The organism is Frankia sp. Mgl5 (assembly GCF_023242985.1).
GTDB lineage: Bacteria > Actinomycetota > Actinomycetes > Frankiales > Frankiaceae > Parafrankia > Parafrankia soli.
Window position 1 is genome coordinate 1 of the sequence record NZ_JALKFY010000846.1, and the last position, 17969, is coordinate 17969.

Sequence of the window (17969 nt, forward strand, 5' to 3'; positions counted from 1 at the left end):
GCCTCGGCCTCCTGGTGATCGGCCTCGCCGCCGCCAAGCGGCGGGACGCCTGACCCACCGCGGGAAGCCTGGCCCCCCGCGGGTCGCCGGCCCCGCGGGGGGAGTCGACTGGTGGGGGCGGGGGGGCCCGGCCGCCGCCGGCGCCGCCGTGGACCGGCCCGCACCGGCCTTCCCGCCGGACAGCCTGTCGGTCGTTCCGTTCGAGCGCGCCGCCGCCCCGCCACCGGGGCCCACGGCGTTCTGGCGGGGCGGCGACGAGATCTCGCTCGGTGGCCGGATCCACCTCCTGCACGACCCGGTCGAGGCGGCGGTGTCCGCGGACGGCAGCCTGCTGACCCAGCAGGCCTGGGCACGTCCCGTCGTCCGACGGGCCCGGGGTGGGCGCGGCGGGGCGGTGGCGAACACACCGCTGGTCTGGCTGCGCCAGGCGCGGATGACCCGGCCCACGCCGAGTGCCGCCGAACGGCTCGACGCGTTACGCCGCGAGCTGGCCCTCCTGGCCGAGCTCGGCGGCGCGGCCGGTCTGCCGACACCGCGGGTCCTGCACGCCGACGACGACGGCACCGGGCTCACCCTCACCCTCGTCCTCGACGTCGCCGCCGGGCACCCGCTCGACCACCTCCTCGGCCGGGCACTCGACCGGCCGGGCGCGGCCCGGTTCGTCGCGTCGCTACGCCCGTTGTGCGCCCAGCTCGACCTTCTGCACCGGCGCCGGATGGCCCACCGCGCGCTCAGCCCGGCCGCCGTCCAGCTGCGGGACGGCGCGAACACCTGCACCCTGCGGGATCTCGGGCTCGCCGCGACCGCGCCGCGGCCGGGGGAGGGGCCGGCCGGGCACCGGGCACCGGAGCAGGAGCATCCCCTGCGCGGTGGCGTCGGCCCGGCGACGGACCTGTACCAGCTCGGCCTGATCGTCTACCGCGCGCTGACCGGCCGGTACCCGGCGCGGACGTCCGAGCCGCTGCCGGCGGGCGAATGGAACCCACGGCTGCCCGCCGGCGTCGACCGGCCACTGGGCATCGCCCTGCGGCCGGACCCGGCCAGGCGTGAGCTCACCGTCAGCCGATTCCAACAGGCGCTCGCCGACGCCTTCGCCGGGTCCGCCGCGCGGTCGGGCCGGGCGGCCAGGTGACCAGCCTCCGCCTGCGGACGGCCGTCGCCGTCGTCGTCTCCGACAAGGTGGCGCTGCGGTGGGACCAGCGGCGGGCCCGGGTCGACTACCTCCCGGACCTGACGGAGATCCGCCGTGAACTGAACGCCAGGACCGCGGACGGCGGTCTCCCGGCCGCGGTCGACCGCCGGCGTGACGGAACCGAGACACTGCGCCTGTACCTGCAGCGGTGTGTCATCGCCCTGTACCCGCGAGCCGCCGGTGACGCCTTCAACCTGGGTTTCGTACACCCGGCCGCGCTGCGCGACCGTGATCGACTGGTGCGCGGCGTGCTGCGGCTCCAGCCCACGCGGTGGGACTTCCTCGACGACGTCCGGGACGTCGGAACCAACCGGTACCGGGCGGTCTGGCCGGACATCGCCCGGGCCTGGGCGGCGCTGGAGCGGGTGACCCGCTCGGACGAGGCGCCCCACGGGGTGCTCCCCGCGGAGCACGGCGCCTTCCTCGACCGCCTGGAAGTCCTGGTGGCCAAGGGGCGCGAGGTCGCGCTCGCCCGGGCCGACACCACCGTCCTGCACCCGTACCGCGAGGTCGTGTCGGCGGCGCTGAGCCGGCACACGGCCCAGAGCGTCTACACATTCCGGCTGGCGGGCGGGGTCGGCGGTCTGGCGCCGGGGCATGCCGTCTCGATCCACGGCGAGACCGGCACGCGGGGAACCGTCCGGCACGCGGCCGGCGGGGAGGTCACGGTCGCCTTCGACCACGGGATCGACCGCGCGGCCGTACCCGCCCAGGGAGCGCTGGTTCCCGCCCCGTCCGACATCATGTTCCGCAAGCAGCTCGAGGCGATCGACCTGCTGCGGCGGGGGCAGGCCGTCCACCGCAGGCTGCTGCCGGTGCTCGTCGACCACGACTACACGGACCAGCGGCTCGAGGTCGCCGTCCCGGAGGTGGACGGCGCGGCGGACGCGGCGCAGCTCGAGGTCGTCCGGCGCTCGCTCACCGTGCCCGACCTCAGCCTGGTGCTGGGCCCGCCGGGAACCGGCAAGACCCGGACCATCGGGTCGGCCGTGCGGGCCGCCGCCGTACACGGCCAGCGGGTGCTGGTGACGTCCTACACGAACCGCGCGGTCGACAACCTGCTGGAACGACTGCCGGCGGATCTGCTGGCCATCAGGGTCGGCCGGGACGTGGAGAAGATCGCGCCGGCCGCGCGGGCCGCGCTGCTCGACGCCCGCACCGCCGACCTGCTCGACCGCATCGACGAGCGGACCGCCGCCACGGTGGCGGCCCTCGAACCCCTGACCGGCGACGACCCGGACGCGGTCCGGTGGGGGAACCGGCTCGACCGGGCCGCCGCCACGCTGGCCGCCGCCCGGGCCGGCGCGAACGCCGCGCACGCGGCCCGGGACGCGGCGCTGGCCCGGATCCGGGCGCCGTCCGCCCGTCGGGTGCGCGAGGCCGAACGGGAGCTGGCCCGGGTGGAGAAGGACGTGGACCGCCGGGCGCGGCGGGCGGCGGCCCGGGCCGCGCGGCACGACCGGCACCCGGACACGCCGGGCGCGGGCCCGTCCGCGTGGTTCTCCCGTGCCCTCGCCCGCTGGCACGAGCGACGGGCGGTCCGGGCCGGCGAGCGCCTGCTCGCCGCGCACGCGGCCCGCGACGCCGCGGCCGAGGCGGCCGCCGTCCTGGCCGCCGAGATCGACCGGCTGATCGCCGAGGACGGCGACGCCCGTCGCCACGGCGCGGAGCTCGACCGGGCCGAGGCGGCACAGCGTCGGGCCCGGCGCGCGGTGGGCACGGCCGCCGCGGCCCTGCGGCCGATCCTGCTGGGCGCTCTGGTGCCCTCCGAGGAACTCCCGCCGCGGATCGACCTGGACGACCCCGACCCGGACGGCTCCCGCCCGGACGGCTCCGACCCGGAGACGCCGGCGCAGGCCGCCGCGCTGGACGAGTTCGTGCGCTGGGCCGGTCAGGCACTCCGGCTCGCGTTGGCGCGGGCCGAGCTGATGGCGGCGTGGCGGGCCGAGCTCGACCGTCGGTCCGAGACGGTGCGCCGGGAGCTCGTCCGCTACGCGGACGTCGTCGCGGCGACCTGCATCGGGATCGCCACGTCCCCGGATGTCGCCGACGCCGACTTCGATCTGGTGATCATCGACGAGGCCGGTCAGCTCGCGGTACCCGCGGCGCTGGTCCCCCTGGTGCGCGGCCGTCGGGCGATGCTCGTCGGCGACCACCGCCAGCTGCCGCCCTTCGTCGACGACGGCCTGGGCAACTGGGTGTCCGGCCTGCCGGACCGCGGGCGGGCCGGCGGGGGGCCCGCCGGCCGGGCGGGCCGGGCGGCGGGCGCCGTCGACCAGTTCGGTGCGGCCGAGGCGGCCGAACTGGGCCGGCTGCTGACGCTGAGCGTCTTCGAACACCTCCACGACCGGGCCCCCGAACGGAACCGGATCATGCTGGTGACGCAGCGGCGGATGCCGGCCACCATCGCGGACTTCGTCTCGGCCCAGTTCTACGGCGGGCTGCTGCGGACGGGGATCATCCGCGAGCAGGTCGATCCGACCTTCCGTCGGCCACTCGCCTTCGTCGACACCGGCGACCTGCCCGCGCCCAAGCGCGGCGAGCGCGGCTCCCGCGCGGGCGGCTCCGCCGGCGATCCGGACGCCGGCTTCGACAACCCCGCGGAGGCCAGGCTGCTCGCGGAGCTCGCGGCGGCCTACGCCCGCGCGGGCCGCTCGTGGGCGGTGATCGTGCCCTACCGCCGGCAGGTCGCGCTCGTGCGGTCCCTGCTGCACGGCCGGATGGACGAGGACGACATCCCGGCCTCCGTCGGGACCGTCGACACGTTCCAGGGCGGCGAACGCGAGGTGATCATGTTCGGGTTCACCCGGAGCAACCGCGGCGGCGAGGTCGGATTCCTCGGCCAGCTACCGCGCCTGAACGTGGCCCTGACCCGGGCCAGGGAGCAGCTCATCCTGATCGGCGATTCGACCACCCTCACGGCGAGCTCCGACGAGCCGTTCCGGAAGCTGCTCGTCGACCTGCTCGCGCATGTCCGGGCCGAGGGGGATCTGCGTACCTCGCGGGAGGTCGCCCTCCTGTTCGGCCTGGGCCGCGCCCGACCGGAACCGTCAGGAGGGCGGGCATGACCGGCCCGCCCGGGGCCGGCGTGGGCGACGGCGACCTCGCGATGCCCCGCTACGCGCTGCGCCGGGCCCTCGAGTGGCTCACCGCCCAGCCGGGGGTCCGCCCGTCGCGTTACTTCGCGCTCTACCTGCCGCTGTACCGGGCGGAGATCACCGCGGTGCTGCCCGAGAGCCAGGAGTACGACGTGCTCGACCGGTTCGTCGAGCGGGCACTCGCGGACGGCGGCATGCGCACGACCACCGACATCGCCTCCTTCCTGGGCCTGGACCACCGCATGGTCGAGAAGGTCTGCGCCTTCCTCGAGTCGTTGCGCCACATCGCCGTCGACGCCGCGCCGCCCGGTGGGTCCGGCGGCCGGATCACGCTGACCGAGCTCGGCCGGCGTTCCGCGGCGGAGGGAGTGCGCTGGGTGGAGCGGGAGTCCCGGCAGTACCTCTACTTCGAGGCCTTCGGCTGCCGTCCGCTGCCGCGCCGCTTCTACCAGGGGTCGGAGGTGCGTGTCCTCACCCGTGCCGAGCTCGCGGGAGCCCAGTTCCCGGACGGTGCGCGCGGCTACGCGCTGCCCGCGCGGGAATGGCGTCCGGTGGCGCTCACGGAGCTGGCCGGCCGGCGCGACCGGGACGAGTACAACGTCGCGCCGGAACTGCGCCGGATCGACGCTCTCGCGGTCGACGAGCGGTTCCTGCCGGTGTTCCTGGTCGAGAACGGCGGGAGCGGCGGGAGCGGTCCGCGCCTGCTGGCCGTCTCGGCGGCGGCGGAGGGCCGGGACACGTTCCTGGAGGAGTTCTGCAACCGGGACACCGACCTCGGCGCGCTGCTGGACGCCGAGGAGCGGATCGAGCCGGGCCCGCAGTGGGCGGACTGGCTCCGGCGCCGGGGCCAGTCCGCAAGCGTGCTCCGGCCACGTCCCGACGGGGTCTGGCGGGCGACGCTGCCGCCGTCCGCCTGGGGCGCGAACGGCCGCTTCCCGCTCACCCGGATCGGCTCGTTCGAACTGGCGAAGGGGCTGTTTCTTCAACTCTGGTGCGACAGCGTGGGCCTGCGCCGGGAGGCGTGCCTCGAGCGGGCGACGCAGATGCTGCGGAACCGGGCGAACCGGAACGTGCCCGCGTTCGAAGGTCAACTCGCCCGGCTGCGTGCGCAGCTCGAGCTCGGCCCGACCAGCCCAGGCGTGGCGGACGTCCGCGACCGGGCCGTCGCCACCGGCCGCCCGGACCTCGTCGCCTGGCTGCCGGCCGGCTGAGGGCCGGCTGACGGAAACCGGCGTGACCAGGCGTGACCAGGCGTGACCGGGTGGGACTGGGCGTGACCGGGTGGGACCGGCTCGCGACCTCCGGCGGTGTGCCGGAGGTCGCGTACCTGTTCCGGGCCGGTGAGGCCGCGCGGGCGACCCCGCGCTCAGACCTTGACGGTCGCGTCGGCGGTCTGCGACGGCACGAACAAGGTCGGCTTGTCGCCGGCCAGCGCGCTGCAGCAGGTGTCGACGATCAGCGAGGAGACCACGTACGGGTCCATGTTGGCGTTCGGCCGGCGGTCCTCGATCCAGCCCTTCTTGGCCTTCTCGACGGCCCACGGGATGCGGATGGACGCGCCGCGGTCCGAGGCGCCCCAGGAGAACTTGTTCCAGGGGGCGGTCTCGTGCTTGCCGGTCAGCCGGAGCTCGATGCCGTCACCGTAGTGGGTGACGTGCTCCATCACCCGGGTGCCCAGCGCCTCGCAGACGGCGACGATCGCGTCCCAGCTCTCCATGGTCTGCTTGGTGGAGAAGTTGGTGTGCGCACCGGCGCCGTTCCAGTCCCCGGCCATCGGCTTGGCGGCGAACGACACCGACGCGCCGAAGTCCTCGGCGATCCGGTGCAGCAGCCAGCGGCCGACCCAGATGTGGTCGCCGATCGTGGGCGTCGGCAGCACGCCGATCTGGAACTCCCACTGGCCCATCATGACCTCGGCGTTGGTGCCCTCGATCGCGAGGCCGGCGTCGAGGCACGCCTGGGTGTGCTTCTCGACGATGTCCCGGCCGGGCATCTTCTCGCCGCCGACGCCGCAGTAGTACGGGCCCTGCGCCTCGGGGAAGCCTGACGCCGGCCAGCCGAGCGGACGCCCGTTCTGGAAGAACGTGTACTCCTGCTCGATGCCGAACATCGGCGACATGTCGGCGTACTTCTCGGCCACCGCCCGGGCGGCGGCGCGGGTGTTCGTCGGGTGCGGGGTGAAGTCGGTCAGCTGGACCTCACACAGCACGAGCACGTTGTCGCCGCCGCGCAGCGGGTCCGGGCAGGTGAAGACAGGCTGCAGGACGCAGTCGGAGTTCGAACCCGGGGCCTGGTTCGTGCTCGAGCCGTCGAAGCCCCAGATCTCCGGCTCCTTGCCGCCCTTGACGATGCGGGTCTTGCTCCGCATCAACGGCTCAGGCTCGGTGCCGTCGATCCAGATGTACTCGGCCTGATAGCTCTTCGACTTGGAGCTCACTCATACTCCCCGTGGTTGACGTGGCACGTGACGGAGCGACTGTGTGATCGGCCGGGGGAGGGCCGACCCCGGCCGCGACTGACGCAGGGTTCGTCCGGAGCTTCGTCGGGCCTCGTTTCCAATCAGTTCCCGGGGTGTTAATTCTCGGTCACCGGGGTGTTGCTGCGCGGCCATAGTCGCGGCGCGGAAGCGAATACCCGTCGGTTCGCGGGAACCACCCCGGAAAAGCTGCCGTAACGACGGACGGCCCGTGCCCACAGGTTCGTGGACACGGGCCGTCCGTCATCAGCTGATATCCGCCCACCGTCGCCGGCGGTCTTCCGGGAAGGGCCAGCCGCAGGTCGCAGCGGCTGTCGGGTGGGTGGCGCCGGGGGTGGGCCGTAGGTCATACGAGAAGCCCCCGGTGCCGCTCTCGCCAGGTGTGGCGGGAGTCCGCCCGCCCCGTTGGTGGCGCCGCTCCGGGCCGGGAGGGATACCGCGGTCTAGATGTCGTAGTAGAGGCTGAACTCGTACGGGTGCGGGCGCAGCCGGATGGCGTCGACCTCGTTCACCCGCTTGTAGTCGATCCAGGTCTCGATGAGGTCGGGGGTGAAGACGTTTCCTTCACGGAGGAAATCGTTGTCGGCCTCGAGGGCGTCGAGGACCTTCTCGAGTGAGCCGGGCACCTGCGGAACGGCGGCGAGCTCGTCCGGCGGGAGCTCGTAGAGGTCCTTGTCGATCGGGTCCGGCGGGTCGATCTTGTTCTTCACGCCGTCCAGGCCGGCCATCAGCATCGCGGCGAACGCCAGGTACGGGTTGCAGCTCGGGTCCGGCACCCGGAACTCGACCCGCTTCGCCTTCGGCGAGTCGCCGCCGAGCGGAATCCGGCAGCACGCCGAGCGGTTGCGCGCCGAGTAGACGAGGTTCACCGGGGCCTCGTAGCCGGGCACGAGCCGCCGGTAGGAGTTCGTGGTCGGGTTGGTGAACGCGAGCAGGGCCGGCGCGTGGTGCAGCAGGCCGCCGATGTAGTAGCGCGCGGTGTCGGACAGGCCGCCGTACCCGTTCGGGCTGTAGAAGAGCGGCTCGCCGTCCTTCCACAGGCTCTGGTGGGTGTGCATGCCGGACCCGTTGTCCTCGAAGAGGGGCTTGGGCATGAAGGTCACGGTCTTGCCGCGGCTGCGCGCCACGTTGCGGATCACGTACTTGTAAAGCATCAGGTTGTCGGCCGTCTTGAGCAGCGTGTCGTACCTGATGTCGATCTCGGCCTGACCGGCGGTGCCGACCTCGTGGTGCTGCATCTCGACGGTGATGCCGACCTCGAAGAGCACCCGGGTCATCTCCGAACGCAGGTCGGTGAAGTGGTCTGTCGGCGGCACGGGGAAGTAGCCGCCCTTGAACCGTGGCTTGTACCCGAGGTTGCCGCCCTCCTCCTTCCGCGCGGTGTTCCACGCGGCCTCCACCGAGTCGACCGCGTGCATCGACCCGTAGGGGTTGTAGTCGTAGCGAACGTCGTCGAAGATGTAGAACTCGGCCTCGGGGCCGAAGTAGGCGGTGTCGGCGATCCCCGTGCCGCGCAGGTAGGCCTCGGCCTTCTTGGCGATGTTGCGCGGGTCGCGCGAGTACTGCTCCTTGGTGATCGGGTCGTGGATGAAGAACGTCATTGCGAGGGTGGGGTGCTCACGGAACGGGTCGACAAACGCCGTCCGAGGGTCCGGAAGAAGCAGCATGTCAGATTCATGAATCGCCTGGAATCCGCGGATCGACGATCCGTCGAACATGAGCCCATCGCTGAAGACCGACTCGGAGAAAACCTCCGTGGGGATTGTGAAGTGTTGCATCACCCCGGGAAGGTCACAGAATCGTACGTCAATGAACTGAACGCCTTCGTCCCGGATATAACGGAGCACGTCGTCGGCGTTTGTGAACATCCACCCTCCAGCGTTTGTCAGGTATCCATGGACTGACAGGGTACGCTCCGGTCGGTTGCGTGATGTGACCGCATGGCGTACCGGGGATATCACCGGGTTGTTTCCGAGATGTTACCGTAACGGCGTTCGTGACGGTACGTCATCGCCCGGTTGGTGCGGGATCGCCGCATAGGCTTGCGCCGTGGGACGCGCACTCGGAGGTTGGCTGGAAGGGCCCGGGCTGCCTCGGGACACACCACCCGGAGCCCGACTCGGGCTCCCGGCGGAGGGCCCCGGTTCGGTGGTGGGGTTCGGCCCCCGCCTTGTCGCCTATGCCGTCGACGCGGTGATAGCGAACCTGCTGGTGGGAGTCCTGTTCCTCGTCGGCGTCAGCGCCGCGGGGGATGCGCGCGGCTTGGCCGTGTACGGAGCGTTCCTGCTGGAGGAGCTCCTGCTGGTCGCCGTCGTCGGGCAGACCATCGGCATGCGGCTGGCGGGCATCCGGGTCATCCGGGTGCGCGACGGGGCGCGCCAGAGCTGGCCCTGGATCGTCGTGCGGACGCTGCTGTTGGCGCTGTTCATCCCGATCTTCATCTGGGACCGCGACCTGCGCGGCACCCACGACCGCGCCGCCGGAACGGTGGTCGTGCGCGACCCGGTCACCTCACCGGCGACCTGAGCCCGCGCGGAGCCCCGAGCCGCGCCACCGGGCGGGCCGGTAGGCCCGGGGGAGCGGTGCCGGCCGTGCCGGTTCAGCCGCCCCGTGGCGGGACGGTGCCGGCGGCGGGACGGCACCCCGGCAGCACCGGGGCCGGCGAACCGGGCCCCGGACGGCCGGGGTTCGGACGATCGGGGCCCGGGCAGTCGGGGTTCGGGCTCAGCGGAGCCGGCCGCCGCGGGGGATGTTCCGCGGGATGGGGCCCTTGGGGATCGGCAGCGCCGGGGCGCTGACGGCCTTCAGCCTGCGATCGAGGGCGTCCACATCGCGCTTGCGCAGCTCGCGGCGCAGCCGCATGAGCGTGCTCTGCAGCTTCGGCAGCGGGATCTCGCCCTCGCCGTTCCCGACGACGTAGTCGAGTAGCGGCGCCTCGCCGACGATCTTGCGGATGCGGCGCTTCTCCGCGACGAGCAGCTCGCGCGGGCCGCGCCCGCGACCCTCCGCGATCAGGATCACGCCTGCCCGACAGACCACGCGGTGGACCACATCCTGATGCCGGTTCACGCCGACGGCGGGAGTGAGCCGCCAGTCGCCGCGCATCCGCTCGACGACGCCGGCGGCGGCGCCCGGCTTGCCCTCCATCTCGGCGTACGCGGTCTTCTGGACGCGCCGGCTGAACACGTTCAGCGCGACGACCAGCCCGAGCAGCACCGCGATCGGCAGCCACACGTACAGCGGGCCGACGAAGACCCCGAGGATGACGCCGACCGCGATCGGGCCGGCGAGCCCGAGCAGGCTCAGCCACAGCACCCGCGGGTCACGCTGCTTGGTGATCTTGTATACGAGGCGGATCTGCGCGAGCCTGGCGCGCGCCCCACCAGGCTCGCCGCCACCACCACCACCAGCGGGCGGCGGCGGTGTGGCGGCCCGCGCGTTCCGGCCGGCCTTGGCCGGCGGGTCGGATGGACCGCTCTGGCCAGCCTGGTCGGACCTACCGGCCCGGCGGGCCTTGCCTCCGCCCTTCGGGGATCCACCCTTGGGGGCGCCGCCGGTCGGCCCGCCGGCCTTCGGGTCCCCAGCCTTCTGGGCACCCCCGCGCGCGCCCGCGCGTGACCCGGCCGCACCCGTTCCACCCGGCCGGCGGGCGGCCCCGCCACCAGTCGTTCCGCTTCCACCCGCGGCCGCGAGCACCGGCTCCCCGCCGGCTCCGGCCGGCTTCTTCCGCAGCGCCATAGACGCGAGCCTACGGCCTCGAACGGGGTGCCTGGCGACTGCTCCGGTAACGAAGGTCAGGAACGGGCGGCGGCCGCCGCCCGTGAGCGCACCGGCGAGACCCGTGGCGCCGAGATCCGGGGGACGGGGAACGTGGCCCGGGCCGGCGGCGGCGCGGGCGGCGGGGCGGGGGAGGGTTCGAGTGCGGACACGGAGATCTGGTCGACCCAGCGGTAGCCGGTGGTGACGTGCAGGTCGGTGGCGGCGCGCCAGGCGTTGTGGCGCGCGGTGCGCTGCCCGCCATGGGGCAGGACGAGAAGAGTCAGTTCCTCGAGTGCACTGAGGAGTGAGCGGAACACGGTGTCGACGACCTCCCGACGCGGTCGTGGCGCCCGAGGCGGGAGGAGCTCCCGCCGGAACAGCACCGAGTGTGAAGGGCGCAGATGTCGCCGCGATGTCCGCAAGGTGGCGACGACCCCCGCGCCACGGCGAATCTCGTGACCGCCGTGTGACGCAGAGCCGAGCCTAGTCGCCCGCGGTAGTCGCCACCAGTCGAGTCATCACCTGGCGTGAGAGTCGTCGGACACACTTTCGGGCAGATCAGCCACTACGGTGGCAGTGTTACTACGTACGGTGACTGCCTGGCGGTACAGGCGTCCGGCGCGGTACGACGACCGGACGAGCGGACCGGACAGCACACCGGCGAAGCCGATGCCGGTGGCGCGCCGCTCCCACTCCACGAACTCCTCGGGTCGCACCCAGCGCTCCACCGGGTGATGACGGGGGGTCGGCCGCAGGTACTGCGTGACGGTGAGCAGGTCGCAGCCGGCCTCGTGCAGCGCGGTCATAGCCTCGGAGACCTCGTCGTCGGTCTCGCCGAGCCCGAGGATCAGGTTCGACTTGGTCACCAGGCCGGCCGCCCTGGCCTGGGTCAGGACGTCCAGCGAGCGCTCGTAGCGGAACCCCGGCCGGATCCGGCGGAAGATCCGCGGAACCGTCTCCACGTTGTGCGCGAGCACCTCCGGCTCGGCGGCGAAGACCTCGCCGAGCTGCTCGGGACGGCCGCCGAAGTCCGGGATCAGCACCTCGACCCCGGTGCCCGGCGACCCGGCGTGGATCTGCCGGACGGTCTCGGCGTACAGCCACGCCCCGCCGTCGGGCAGGTCGTCGCGGGCGACACCGGTCACCGTGGCGTAGCGCAGGCCCATGGTCGAGACCGACTCGGCCACCCGGCGCGGCTCGTCGACGTCCAGCGGGGTCGGGCGGCCGGTGTCGATCTGGCAGAAGTCGCAGCGGCGGGTGCAGACGTCCCCGCCGATCAGGAAGGTGGCCTCGCGGTCCTCCCAGCACTCGTAGATGTTCGGGCAGCCGGCCTCCTCGCACACCGTGTGCAGGCCGGCCCCGCGGACCAGGTTGCGCACGTCGGTGTACTCGGGGCCGGTGCGCATCCGGGTGCGGATCCATGGTGGCTTGCGCTCGATCGGCGTCTGCGCGTTGCGCGCCTCCAGCCGCAGCAGCGGCCGGCCTTCGGGAGCGACCGCGGTCATCGGTGAACCTTCCCGCCGGCGAGCCCCGCGCCGATCAGATCCGTGTCGGACGTTCCCGCCGTGGCTGCCCTGCCCGCCGTGGCCGCGGTGCCCGCCGTGTCCGTGCCGGCCGCCTTGCCTGTGCTGTCCTCCGCGCCTGCCGGCCGGCGGCCGGCCTCGGCGGCCAGACCCGCGGCCAGGTAGTCGGCGAGCGTGGTGAGCATGTGCCGTTCGACCACCGGGCGGGCCTCGGCCACCGGCAGCGGACGCCCCAGCTCCCGGCTCAGGCTGGTCACGCCGGCGTCCGAGATCCCGCACGGGACGATCCGGCCGAACGCGGAGAGGGCGGGATCGCAGTTCAGCGCGAAACCGTGGTTGGTGACCTTCCAGCTCACCCGGACCCCGATGGCGGCGAGCTTGCGCAGGCCGTCGGACGTCCACACGCCCGTGCGCCCCTCGACCCGCCGGGTCTCGAGACCGAACTCGGCGCAGGCCGCCATCAGGCCGGCCTCCAGTGCCCGTACGTAGGCCACGACGTCCAGCGGCATCGGGAGCCGCACGATCGGGTAGCCGACCAGCTGCCCCGGGCCGTGCCAGGTGATGCCGCCGCCGCGGTCGACGTCGACGACCTCCGTCCCGTCGACCGGGCGGTCACCCGCGCCCGTCCGCCGGCCCGCCGTGTAGACGTCGGGGTGTTCCAGCAGGATCAGCGTGTCGGAGCCGCGTCCGTGGCGGCGGTCATCGGCCAGGGTCCGCTGCATCTCCCAGGCCTCGCGATAGGGAACGACACCCAACCGGAGGACATCCACGTCCCGAGCGTACGCCCGCGGGCCGGGACAGCAGGGCCACATGGGGACCCGGCGGGAGCTGTCGGGAGCCGGATCGCCGCGGCTACGGCGCCTGGTCCGCCGCGGTCCGCGGATCGGGGAGGAGCCTGGTCGGGACCCGGGTCTCGACGGCCGTCCCGGCCGGGCCCGGCTTGACCCGCCAGGCGTGGGCGTCCGGCCGGTCCGCCACCGCCTCGACGAGCTCGGTGCCGCGGAAGTGCAGGCCGGCGCCGTCGTCGGTCGCCCACCCGGCGGGCAGCGTCCCCTCGGCGACGAGGCGCTGGTAGAGCGGCCGGCGCGCGGGCTCGGAGTCGTAGTGCGGGGTGTTGCTGTGCGGCAACAGGCCCAGCCCGTTCGTCACCGGGCGCAGGTCGGGGCCGAACGAGTCGGTGGTGCCGCCGGTGTGCCAGCACAGCGAGCCGGCGGAGACCCCGCCCAGCACGACCCCGGCCTCCCACACCTCGCGCATGATCCGGTCCAGGCCGTGCGCCCGCCACACGGCCAGCAGGTTGGCCACGCTGCCGCCGCCGACCCAGACGACGTCCTGCGCGAGCAGGTGGGCCCGGACGTCGGCGACGTTGGGCATCGGGAACAGCGCGAGGTGGGAGACCACGACGTCCGGCCGGTCCCGGCTCAGCGCCGCGTACCCGCGGGCGTAGGCGGCCTGGTCGTCGCCCAGGGCGGTCTGCAACAGGCACAGCCTGGGACGTTCGGAGGGGGCCGCGAGCTCGATCGCGTGATCCAGCAGTGGTCCGACCCGGGCGCCCCACCGCCCGTCGGGCCGGAAGCCGCCGCTCGTCGCGAGGATCTGCACAGATGACTCCTGGTTGACCGGCCCCGGGGCGTCCCGGGGCGCCCGTCCGCGCCCGGCGGCGCGTCGCCGCCGCTCGAGAGGAAGTTATCCACAGCAGGGGAAAGAGTCCTGCAGAGGTGGTCGGATCCGCCTAGCGTCGACGTTCGTGACCTTCACCGACGATTCCGGCGATCGGCTGGGGCGGCACGGCGGCGAGCCCGTCGTGCCGGGAATCCTCCTGCACGGCCGCCGATACGACGCCGGCGCCGGCGAGGTCTGGGCCGGCCGGATCGAGCGGCTCGGCATGGACGTGACCATCCGCTACGTTCGGTTACCGGCCGACTCGCTGCTGCGCGCCGAGGCCTTCGACGAGGCCCAGCTGCTGCTCGGCATCCGCCATCCGCATCTGGCCTCCGTGGTGGACGTGATCCGCACACCCGACGGCCTGGCCGTGGTCACCGAGCCGGTGCACGAGGCGGTCAGCCTGTCCCGGCTGCTCGGCGCGCGGGGTCGACTCGACCCGGGTGAGGTCGTCACCATCGGCCTACCCGCGGCGCAGGCGCTGGCCGAGGTGCACGCGGCCGGTCTGCACCACGGCGGGCTGACCGCCCTGGACATTCTCCTCGAGCCGAACGGGCGGCCGGTTCTCACCGGCGCCGGCATCGCGGCCCTCACCGACCCGGGCGTGTCCGCCTCGGAGGACGTGCACGACCTCGCCGACCTCCTGCTCGGCGCGATGCGCCAGGCGACGGGGCCCGACGCCGCCGCGGTCGCCGTGGCGGTCGCGATGGCCCTGGTGGACGACCCGCGCCGCCGGCCCTCGGCCGCCGAGCTCGCGGCCGGGCTGGCCCGCAGCGCCACGCCGCTTCCCGTCCGGATGACGGACGTGCCACCCGAGGCAGCAGGGGTTGTCGAGGTCGACCCGGAGCCCGGCCGGCCCGCGGACGGCGGGAACGCCGCCCCGGTCGACCAGGGCGACCTGCCGGATCCCGACGAGAGTCTCCGGGACGAGGCCGGCGACAGCGGCAACCCGGACCCGTGGTCGGCAGCCGAGGACGTGGCGTGGCCGGGCGACCCGGCCACCGGCGACCGGGGCTTCGAGGGCGACCCGGGCTCCTCGGCCGGCCCATCGGAAACCCCGCGGCCCGCCGGTCGGGATGATCCCTACGGTCTGTACCTCGCGGCCGGTCAGGTGATCCCGGACGAGGACGACGAGCCACCGCCGCCCGGCGCGGGCGGCCCGGCGCCCGGGGAGGCCGACGCCGAGGGCGTCCGGCCGCCGCATGACGGGCGGACCGCACCGGCCGAACCAGCCGACCTGGTGGGCTCGCTGCGACCGGTGAACCACGACCGGGCCGGCACCCGCCGCCGCGCCGGCCGGGCCGCGGCGCCCGCCCGCGCCCGGGGCACCACCCCCTCCCCGGCACCGCGCGCGGCCAGAGCACGCCGGGCAGCGGGGGAGCGGGCCGGCGGCCGGCGGCGGCACCCCGTGTTGTTCCCGGTGCTCGCGGGCGTCGGTCTGGTGATCGTCGCCATCGCCGCGCTCCTGCTGGCCCATGACTCCGGGTCGGACGCCACCCGTCAGCCCGTGCCCACCGGGAGCACCGCCCGCGCGGACCCGACCGCGAGCCCCGTCAACGGGCAGACCCCGGAACAGGTGTGGCGAGCCGTGCTCGACGAGCTCAACACCGCCCGCAGCAAGGCCTTCGAGCGGGCGGACGAGACCGCCCTCGACCTCGCGGACGCGCCCGGCAGCGCCGTCCTGGAGTCGGACCGGACATCGATCCGGGAAATGGTCCTGCGACGCGGGCGCTCCACGCCGGTGCGGATCGAGATCGTCGACGTCGTGGTTCGTGAGGAGGAAGCCGACCGGGTGGTCCTACGGGTCACCGAGATCGTGGGGGCCTACGACTTCGTCGGCGAGGCGGGCGATGTGCTGGCCCAACAGCCGGCCAGCCCGCCGGAGACGAAGGATCTCACCCTGTGGCGGACCGAGGCGGGCTGGCGGCAGGCCGAGAGCGTCAAGACGGCCCCCAGCTGAGCGAGCGGCCGGACCCGGCGGCCCGGTTCAGGCGTCGCGGTGGACGGCGTCGGCCAGTGCCGTGGCGAGGTCGGAGTGGTTGAACCGGAACCCGGCGTCGACCAGCGTGGCCGGCGCGAGTCGCTGGGAGGCGAGTGGTCCCTCGTCGGCGAACTCGCCCAGGGCCAGGCGTAGTGCGAAGCGCGGTACCTGGGCGAAGGCTGGGCGCCGTAGCGTCCGCGCCAGCGCCGACGTGAACTCCGCGTTCGTCACCGGGGTGGGCGCCACCAGGTTGACCGGCCCACGTACTCCGTCGGCCTCGAGGAGGAAGCACAGCGCGTCGACGGTGTCGGCCAGGCTGATCCAGCTCAGCCACTGGCGCCCCGAGCCCAGCCGGCCGCCGGCTCCGCGCCGGAAGATCGGGAGCAGCCGTTGGAGGGTCCCACCGCGCCCGGAGAGGACGACGCCGGTGCGCACCCGGACGACCCGGATGCCGGCCTCCTGCGCCGCTGTGGTCGCGTTCTCCCAGTCACGGGCGAGCTCGGCGAGGAAGCCGGTGCCGGGCGGGGCCGTCTCGTCCAGCGCGGCGTCGGCCGAGCCGGCGTTCGTGCCGTACCAGCCGATGGCGCTGCCGGAGAGCAGGACCCGCGGGCGCGGGTCGAGGCCGGCGAGGGCCTCGGCGAGCAGGAGGGTGCCGTCGATGCGGCTGGTCCGAAGGGTCTGCTTGTAGGCGGCGGTCCACCGGTGGTCGCCGATGCCGGCGCCGGCCAGGTTCACGACGCCGTCCACACCGGCCAGGGCGGCGGCGTCCAGCGTGCCGGCCGCCGGGTCCCAGTGGATCTCGGACGGGTCGCGCGGCGGGCGCCGGACGAGGGTGACGACCTCGTGGCCGTCCCCGCGCAGCGCGGGCAGCAACGCCGAACCGATCAGCCCGGACGAGCCGGTGACGGCGACCTTCATGCGTCCGGGACCCCCATCCGACCCTCCTGGACCTGGAGTCCGTGGCACGGCGACCCCGGGGCCCGGACGTCACCCTAGCCGGCCGCGGCCACCTGCGCCGCCGGACCGCGCCGGCCGCCGGACCGGGCAGGCGGGTCGGCCGGGTCGGCCGGGTCGGCCGGGTTTCGGGCGCCGGCGCGGCATGTTCTCCCGCACCAGGCCCGGCGTGTCTCCCCGCGAACGACAGCGGCGGCCGGGCGGGTCCGTGGACCCACCCGGCCGCCGCCGGCCCTGCCTGCCTGCTGGTGCCTACAGCGCCGAACTCGTGGCTACAGCCCGAGCTCGGCCTCGAAGGCGCCTTCCTCGAGACGGCTGGCGATCGCGGTGAGGAACCGGGCCGCGTCGGCGCCATCCACGATCCGGTGGTCGTAGGTGAGGGCCAGGTAGACCTTCGACCGGATGGCGATCACCTCGCCGAGCTCGGGATCGGTGACGACGGCCGGGCGCTTCACGACCGACCCGGTGCCCAGGATCGCCACCTGCGGCTGGTTGATGATCGGGGTGTCGAACAGGGCGCCGCGGCTGCCGGTGTTGGTCAGCGTGAAGGTGCCGCCGCCCAGGTCGTCCGGGGACACCTGGTTGGCGCGGGTCCGCGCGGCCAGCTCGTCGATCTTGCGGGCCATCCCGCTGAGGTTCAGGTCGCTGGCGTTGTGGATCACCGGGACGACCAGGCCACGGTCGGTGTCGACGGCGATGCCGAGGTTCTCCGAGTCGTGGTAGGTGACCGTGCCCGCCTCCAGGTCGATGCTGGAGTTGATGCCCGGGTGCTCGCGCAGTGCCTCGCACGCGGCCACCGCGAAGAACGGCAGGAACGACAGCTTCACGCCCTCGCGGGCCTGGAAGTTCGCCTTGGCCCGCTCGCGCAGCTTCGCGATCCGCGTGACGTCAGCCTCCACGACGGTGGTGAGCTGCGCGCTGACCTGCAGCGACTCGACCATCCGACGGGCGACCAGCGAGCGCAGCCGGGTCAGCTTCTCGGTGCGGCCACGGGGCGCGGTGGACGCGGTCGGCGCGGCGGCGGGAGCCGGCCGGGCGGCCGCGGGCGCCACGGGCGCCGCGGGGGCCTGCGCCGGGGCGGGAGCGGCCGGCACAGCCGGAGCGGCGGGGGCGCTGGGAGCCACGGCCGGCGCGGAGCCGCGGGACTTCGCCGCGTCCTGGATGTCCTGCTTGGTGATGCGTCCACCCGGGCCGCTGCCGGTGACCGAGCCGAGGTCGACGCCCAGCTCCGCGGCCATCTTGCGGACCAGCGGCGTCACGTACCGGCCGAGACCGTCGGCGGCGGCGTCCGGGGCGGCGACCGGGGCCTGCGCGGGCACCGGCG

General features: G+C 74.1%; 13 protein-coding genes and 1 pseudogene. 5 read left to right on the forward strand and 9 right to left on the reverse strand.

The genetic code is table 11. The annotated features are described in order from the left end of the window. The 3 genes and pseudogenes from MXD62_RS36400 to MXD62_RS36410 form a co-directional block, all read left to right on the forward strand. Positions 1 to 1132, forward strand: a pseudogene (locus tag MXD62_RS36400) (hypothetical protein); the annotation flags it as partial. After that, the gene (locus MXD62_RS36405) at positions 1129 to 4260 is read left to right on the forward strand and encodes an AAA domain-containing protein (protein ID WP_308301381.1); all 3132 of its coding nucleotides are present in this window, start codon (positions 1129 to 1131) and stop codon (positions 4258 to 4260) included. The pseudogene MXD62_RS36400 and the gene MXD62_RS36405, both read left to right, overlap by 4 nt. Continuing rightward, positions 4257 to 5501 (forward strand): hypothetical protein, encoded by a 1245-nt coding sequence (locus MXD62_RS36410; protein WP_248833868.1) that lies wholly within the window; start codon positions 4257 to 4259, stop codon positions 5499 to 5501. Before MXD62_RS36405 ends, MXD62_RS36410 begins: the two co-directional genes overlap by 4 nt. Positions 5502 to 5656: 155 nt before the next feature. Here MXD62_RS36410 and glnII read toward each other — a convergent pair whose 3' ends face one another. After that, on the reverse strand, positions 5657 to 6727 hold the full coding sequence (gene glnII, locus MXD62_RS36415; protein ID WP_248833869.1) for a glutamine synthetase GlnII: 1071 nt from the start codon (positions 6725 to 6727) through the stop codon (positions 5657 to 5659). Positions 6728 to 7209: 482 nt separating this feature from the next. Continuing rightward, on the reverse strand, positions 7210 to 8634 hold the full coding sequence (glnA, locus tag MXD62_RS36420) for a type I glutamate--ammonia ligase (RefSeq protein ID WP_248833870.1): 1425 nt from the start codon (positions 8632 to 8634) through the stop codon (positions 7210 to 7212). A gap of 280 nt (positions 8635 to 8914) precedes the next feature. On the opposite strand from glnA, the gene MXD62_RS36425 reads away from it, so the two are divergent. Further along, on the forward strand, positions 8915 to 9292 hold the full coding sequence (locus MXD62_RS36425) for an RDD family protein (protein WP_020459380.1): 378 nt from the start codon (positions 8915 to 8917) through the stop codon (positions 9290 to 9292). 198 nt (positions 9293 to 9490) lie between these two features. Here the strand turns inward: MXD62_RS36425 and MXD62_RS36430 are convergent, their stop codons facing one another. The 5 genes from MXD62_RS36430 to MXD62_RS36450 all read right to left on the reverse strand — a co-directional run bounded on the left by MXD62_RS36430 (position 9491) and on the right by MXD62_RS36450 (position 13650). Continuing rightward, positions 9491 to 10504: a DUF4191 domain-containing protein gene (locus MXD62_RS36430; RefSeq protein ID WP_248833871.1), complete on the reverse strand. Its 1014-nt coding sequence runs from the start codon at positions 10502 to 10504 to the stop codon at positions 9491 to 9493. A gap of 56 nt (positions 10505 to 10560) precedes the next feature. Continuing rightward, positions 10561 to 10842 carry a hypothetical protein gene (locus MXD62_RS36435; RefSeq protein WP_248833872.1) on the reverse strand — a complete coding sequence of 94 codons (282 nt, stop codon included), beginning with the start codon at positions 10840 to 10842 and terminating at the stop codon, positions 10561 to 10563. A 201-nt stretch (positions 10843 to 11043) separates the two neighbouring features. Next, entirely contained in the window at positions 11044 to 12030 is a 987-nt protein-coding gene (gene lipA, locus MXD62_RS36440) for a lipoyl synthase (RefSeq protein WP_248833873.1), read from the reverse strand. After that, positions 12027 to 12860, reverse strand: coding sequence for a lipoyl(octanoyl) transferase LipB (gene lipB / locus MXD62_RS36445; RefSeq protein WP_285224309.1), 834 nt, complete (start codon positions 12858 to 12860; stop codon positions 12027 to 12029). The genes lipA and lipB overlap by 4 nt, the downstream gene beginning before the upstream one ends. A gap of 40 nt (positions 12861 to 12900) precedes the next feature. Next, positions 12901 to 13650, reverse strand: coding sequence for a peptidase E (locus MXD62_RS36450; RefSeq protein WP_248833875.1), 750 nt, complete (start codon positions 13648 to 13650; stop codon positions 12901 to 12903). Between the two features lie 145 nt (positions 13651 to 13795). On the opposite strand from MXD62_RS36450, the gene MXD62_RS36455 reads away from it, so the two are divergent. Continuing rightward, positions 13796 to 15670, forward strand: coding sequence for a protein kinase (locus MXD62_RS36455; RefSeq protein WP_248833876.1), 1875 nt, complete (start codon positions 13796 to 13798; stop codon positions 15668 to 15670). A gap of 27 nt (positions 15671 to 15697) precedes the next feature. Here the strand turns inward: MXD62_RS36455 and MXD62_RS36460 are convergent, their stop codons facing one another. Continuing rightward, positions 15698 to 16609, reverse strand: a complete 912-nt coding sequence (locus MXD62_RS36460) for a TIGR01777 family oxidoreductase (protein WP_248833877.1) — start codon at positions 16607 to 16609, stop codon at positions 15698 to 15700. 308 nt (positions 16610 to 16917) lie between these two features. After that, positions 16918 to 17969: 2-oxoglutarate dehydrogenase, E2 component, dihydrolipoamide succinyltransferase (sucB, locus tag MXD62_RS36465; RefSeq protein WP_248833878.1), on the reverse strand; the 1052-nt coding region annotated here is incomplete at its 5' end.